The sequence below is a fragment of the Pseudomonas sp. S37 genome, assembly GCF_016658545.1.
In the GTDB taxonomy this organism is placed as follows: Bacteria; Pseudomonadota; Gammaproteobacteria; order Pseudomonadales; family Pseudomonadaceae; genus Aquipseudomonas.
Window position 1 is genome coordinate 1 of record NZ_JACVZC010000257.1, and the last position, 246, is coordinate 246.

Genomic DNA, 246 nt, shown 5'->3' on the forward strand with positions numbered 1-246 from the left:
GTCGATGGCGGCTTCGGTGGGGCCGTAGAGGTTGTGCAGTTCGACGGTTGGGAGTTGTGTATGGAAGCGCCGCACCAAGCTCCCCGGCAACGCCTCGCCCGAGCAGATCACGCGCACCATTTTTGCAAACGGTACATTTTCCGGGGTATACGCCGACCCTGTGGGAGCGGGTTCACCCGCGAAGAATTTAACACTGTGTATGGCACCGGCTTCGCCGGTGTTCGCGGGTGAACCCGCTCCCACAGT

General features: G+C 61.4%; 1 protein-coding gene. It reads right to left on the bottom strand.

Translation table 11 applies throughout. The features are described 5' to 3' along the window. On the bottom strand, positions 1 to 243 hold a 243-nt coding region (locus tag IAE39_RS29870; RefSeq protein WP_328825636.1), incomplete at its 3' end, for a hypothetical protein. Positions 244 to 246: the final 3 nt, after the last annotated feature.